Annotated in this window: 1 protein-coding gene and 1 pseudogene; both read left to right on the top strand. The window is 58.5% G+C overall.

Annotation, left to right across the window (positions count from 1 at the left end):
* The first annotated feature begins 497 nt into the window (after window positions 1–497).
* Window positions 498–1,223 carry a hypothetical protein gene (locus R6U20_RS04820; protein ID WP_410336734.1) on the top strand — a complete coding sequence of 242 codons (726 nt, stop codon included), beginning with the start codon at window positions 498–500 and terminating at the stop codon, window positions 1,221–1,223.
* Between the two features lie 2,625 nt (window positions 1,224–3,848).
* A pseudogene (locus tag R6U20_RS04815) lies at window positions 3,849–4,001 on the top strand (phenylalanine--tRNA ligase subunit alpha); the annotation flags it as partial.
* Window positions 4,002–4,012: the final 11 nt, after the last annotated feature.

The raw sequence follows: 4,012 nt of genomic DNA, 5'->3' as shown, positions 1-4,012 counted from the left end.
GCTGAATCATCATACAGGTGTTTGCAATCGGTGAGCGACGAAACTCGCCTTAATGTCGCCGGGGACGCAAGCGGTACCGACAGCGGTCGGCACAGGTTACCCGGCTATGGGCTGCAAATCCTTAGCCCGGGATCAGGAGCGAAGCGCTGGGAGCACCGCGACCGAGTACTCCTGGGGTGCGGATATCCCGGGCGGCCTCCAACCTAACGTGTACATCGAAGTCTCGCACCTGGTATTATCTGCAAGAAAAGATGCACGATCTATGCAAACCAGCCCTAGATTTGTGCAAATCGCTGATCTGTATACAAGGTTGCGCGATCTATGCATGCACCTGTGTAGGTGATCTACTTATGATAACAAGTGCAATCAAGACACACGGTGTCTCCAGCGAGAGAATACTTGCTCAAGCTGGCCCAAGGGGCGGGGCCGCTCTTCAGATGCTTGCACGCAGACGTATTCTCACACGAACAACTATACAATCAAAAGCCAGGACCGATATGCATATCGTAAAGTCTGACCCCGCCATGACGTCCTACGCACCTGCTGAAAGCGAGTCGATGAGAGAAAAGAACTCGGTCGTGCATTCGAAGCGCACCGTGCGCATCCCGCGGAGTACCTGGATGCGCATTGCGGAGTATGCCTACGAGGAAAATTGCTCGATTGAGGAAGCATTTGCTCGCGTGGTAGAGCGCTCTACCCACTCTGATCAGACTGAGACGCAGGCAGCCTCGGAGCCAGAAGAGGAAGAGGGGGCACGAGAGACAGCGATGGACAAGCTACGACAGATGCAGGCACGCCTCAACGGTTCTTCAAAAGCGGGTTTTTCAAGGGAGGGGGCGGGCAATGAAGGTGCTAACTCAACAACTGACACATCCAGCAGCCTGAATGATGCGAAGTCACGGCTGCAGCGTGCGAAAGCCTGCCTTGATAATCTGAGTACGCAGCAAGAGGCCTACTCAACTGCGCTCGAAGAGAAAGAGGCCGCACAAGACACGAGATCCTCCATCAACTTTGGCAAAATGGTCAGCGGGTATGACACACTTGTTGGGAGCGAGTCGCCAGCAAACGTCGGGGATGCAAAAAAGAACGGACAAACTGCTTCGACGTCGGGCCGCGACAGCAAGAGCGAAGAAGGGGTGGAGAATCCATACGAGTGCCCACCTTGCAAGCGCGCCGATCAGACAAGCTCAATGTTCGACATTGCACGCGGAGCCCGTGGCTGATGCTCCAAGCGAAGCAAATGTCAGATGTGAATCTGCATGGCGGAAGCATGACAGCGCATTGTGTGAAAGAAGTCGAATCGTTAGAGGCTACGCTGCACCTGATGCGCAGCGTACACACATCTCCAAAATGATGCAGAGGACCGCGTAGTTGGAGCAAGCAACGAGTAGGCAAGGACATCACGCCACGGAAACCACAACCGCTGGTGAGCGGAAGACATCGGTAATTGCACATACAAGTATCGCACGAATGCTACATTGTACCTCGACCTTACGTGAGCAGAGTAGCAAACACAGACGCTTTCAGGGGCACGCAACTCGTTGTTTGCCCCTGTGGATTGTTGCATTCCTAATGGTCGTTCTGTTGGGAAGTGCTGGCTTTGCTACCCCTCAGTCGGCTGCTGCTCAGAGCACTTGGACGAGTCCCTTTGACGCGGCTCCCGACCAGGAAGAAGAAACGCGTTCTATATGGGACGCACCCGAGCAAGACGACAAAGAAAGGGACGCGTGGAATACCAATGACCCCTGGAATACCCGCGACCCGTGGGGCGTTGAACAGGACGACCGCTCCTGGGGCGAGTCCGACTGGGCTCGCGATTTCTATGACTCTGATGGTGGGAACAGTGGTGGCAATAGTAGAAATTCCGCTGAACGGGTAGGAAAAGGACCTATAGCACTCAGTTGTACTCCGGAAGACGAAGGGGGCCCTGCTGGTGTTGAATGCTGTGATGCATCGGATTGCCAGGTTGGGAATAGCGGTAATACCGGAACGTGCTGCGTAAACCCTGATGGGACAACTTATTGCAACAACAATGAGAGTAATAGCTGCAATACAGGTGGCGGAATTGGGACTCCCTCGGATGATCCCGACGCCCCCCCGATTGTCCCCCTCCCTGGCCTCGTTTACCTGCTTCTGGCCGGGCTTGGCTACGGCGGATATAAGCTGCGGCGTCCCAAGCAAGAACCCTCTCCTGAACGATAGGCAACTGGCGCACCATGATACGGTTTATACATTTTATTAAATCACCTTCGGCAGCACAAAGCTGCTCACAGCCTCCACCAGGCCCTACCCGTAGTCGAAGACAGGGCGAGATGTGATGAAGCTACGGAATGGTTTTCGGCGAACTCTGGAGATCCAACGGGTTGCGCCCGATACGGAGCACCATTTGCTCCCGATGTGCGGCCTTCCGACACCACGTTGTGGCTATCGTGAATGCTACCAGCCATTTGCGTAGCAACCACCAATCGTGCAGTCCATGGCACACGAAGAGGGAGACGCTCCCGAAGCCGCCCAGCGCGCGGCCTCATTCCGCAGCTGGGAGAAGAGGCGACTCCTTCTTGGTCTCTGTCTCCTCATCGTCACGATGGGTCTGCTTGCGCTTGCAGCGGGTGCCGGTTCCTACAGTCGTTCGGCGTCCTTCGCCCGCCAGGCGGTCATCGCATCAGATACGCTATCCCAAGATCCGCTATCTGGCGAAGCGCGCACAGCGGCAGATGCCCAGCGTACGCCTCCGGTCGCGTTTACCTCGTTTCGCATGCGAAACTGGACCATTGACGATGGTCTTCTGGGCCGCGCCTCCGACGTCGCCCAGACGCCCGACGGATACCTCTGGGTGGCCACCGATCAGGGGCTGTTCCGATTCGACGGCGCCCGCTTTGTCGGATTCAACACGGCAACCGTTCCCGCCTTCCACACCGACGACTTCGTTGCCGTCGACGTTTTGCCCTCCGGCGACCTGTGGGTAGGGGGAAAGTCGGGGTGGACGTACCGGCTGCGTGCGGGTACGTGGACCGCCCACCGCATTCCGGATATAGACTGGATTGGAGGGCTTGTGCAAGACGGCGGCGGCACGGTCTGGGCATCGGGCACCGGCCGGAATCTCGCGCGCTTCGGCCCTGCCGGTTGGGAGGTTCTCGACCAGCAAACGCGTCCCGTCTGGACACCGCTTGCCGTGGATGCGTCTGGCACCCCATGGACGTATCTCGACACGACAGATGCGCCGGGACTGCCGGCGTCGTTCCTCCACCGGCACGGCGGGGTCGTGGCACGGTGGGATGGCGCGCGGTTTACGCCGGTAGCGGGCTGGCGGCTCTTTGGGTTCGAGCAGACCCAGCACGGCCCGCTCTTTCACCGTCCGGTGGGTGCAGATCCTGCATCGCTCGCAGAGATGCAGAACATGCGCATCCAACTTACGGATGCCGACGGGACGTACCGTGGTGCGTATCCTGTGACAGACGTCCCGCGCTCGGCACACCTCATTGACCGGGCGGGGCGGGTCTGGACGGAGCCTATCATCAGCGACGGGACCCTTACCGTGTTCGATGGAGATGTGACGGTTGCGCGTATCCGGCCCGAAGGCGCCCGGTGGCTCGAAAGCCTGTACGAAGACCGGCAGGGGAACGTGTGGGTGCTTTCGTCCGGCGGCGGCTTGCTTCAGGTGACGCCCGAGCCGTTCCGGCGGTTTGGCTCGGACGAGGGCGCCCCGCTGTCTGCAGAGTCGGCCATAGCGACGGCTACGGGCGAGGTGTTGGTCAGTACCCGGGGCAGTGCCGAAAATGCGGCCCTCTTCGTAGCACATAGCGCGTCCTGGTCCAGCAGCATCGTTCGCCCCGGCGCCGCAGCGTTACCCCGAGGTCTATGGGTTCGTGGATTACGACCCGGAACGTGTGTCCGGCTTCGCCTTTGGCATGGGTATCGAACGGATTGCCATGCTGAAGTACGGGATTGACGACATTCAGTTGTTTTTCCGAAACGATATGCGGTTTCTTAGACAGTTTTAGGCCACCGGCAT

Source organism: Longimonas sp. (assembly GCF_046498435.1).
Lineage (GTDB): Bacteria > Bacteroidota > Rhodothermia > Rhodothermales > Salinibacteraceae > Longimonas.
Note: the sequence above shows the minus strand (reverse complement) of the source record. Positions and strands in the feature narration are given on the sequence as shown.